This window comes from Ectothiorhodospira variabilis (genome assembly GCF_022227625.1).
GTDB classification, from domain to species: Bacteria; Pseudomonadota; Gammaproteobacteria; order Ectothiorhodospirales; family Ectothiorhodospiraceae; genus Ectothiorhodospira; species Ectothiorhodospira haloalkaliphila.
On the sequence record NZ_JAJNAO010000050.1, the window covers coordinates 1 to 975 of the forward strand.

Annotated in this window: 2 pseudogenes; both read right to left on the minus strand. The window is 62.3% G+C overall.

Annotation, left to right across the window (positions count from 1 at the left end):
* A pseudogene (locus LPW30_RS15870) lies at nucleotides 1–420 on the minus strand (ATP-binding protein); the annotation flags it as partial.
* A gap of 2 nt (nucleotides 421–422) precedes the next feature.
* Nucleotides 423–975: pseudogene (locus LPW30_RS15875) on the minus strand (hypothetical protein); the annotation flags it as partial.

Below are 975 nucleotides of genomic sequence, written 5' to 3' on the forward strand. Positions count from 1 at the left end.
CACCGTGGGGCGCTCACTGGAAGTGCTCCAATTCTCCAGCATCTGCCTCAACTGGTCCTGGGGAGGCTGATCACGATGCTGATTGAACCAGGCGAATACCGACTCATCCTTCAAATAGTGCCGGATGGCGCCCGCAATGGCTGCGCAGAGGGCCGGAATACCCTTTTCCTCGTTCCCACGCGCCGCCTGGGCGCCCTCGATATTGGCATAGGCACAGGCATAACGACCCTGAGCATTGATCGCCTGCATCATCGCCAGCAGCGTGGTGGTCTTGCCCGTCTGGCGCGGGGCATGGAGGACAAAATACCGCTTCTGCTCGATCAGCGCCTGCAGATCCTCCCAGTCGATGCGACTCAAAGGGTCAATGGCATAGTGGTCAGCGGGGACCGTGGGACCGGCATTGTTGAAGAACCGAGGCATGCTCAAGCCCCCCACACCCGGATGCCGCGCCCTTCCACGGTCCGATCCGTCTCCCAGATCCGCTGCTCCCAGGTCACTTCAGGATCGCGATTGAAGATCACCAGGTGGGCCTCGTCAGCGCCCACCTGGCTGGCATAGGATGCCGTCTGGGCAAGCCCCTGACTGATGACGCCCTCCAGCGCCCCGCGCTGCAGCTTGAGCTCGATGACAATGCGCTGCATCGGCCCATGAAAACCCCTGGCCGGGTCGGTCGGCCATTCAATGAACAGATCCGTGCGCTTGCGGCCCAGGCCATACTCCCGGCTGATGCGGCCACCGCCATTGACGATCCGCTGCAGGAACGCCTGCATCAGCAACTGCGGGCCGGCCTCCTTGTAGTCAAAGCGCTCCAGCCAGGCATCGGCCTGTTCGCGGAAGAACTGCTGGAAGGCACGCAGCAACTTCCGCATGTCCAGGTGCCCAACTGAGGTGACGTACCACTCCTGCTCCTGGTTGGGGATGCGGGTCTGCATGATCCAGGTCAGATCCCTGGGGATCACCTCCCGATAGATCCGA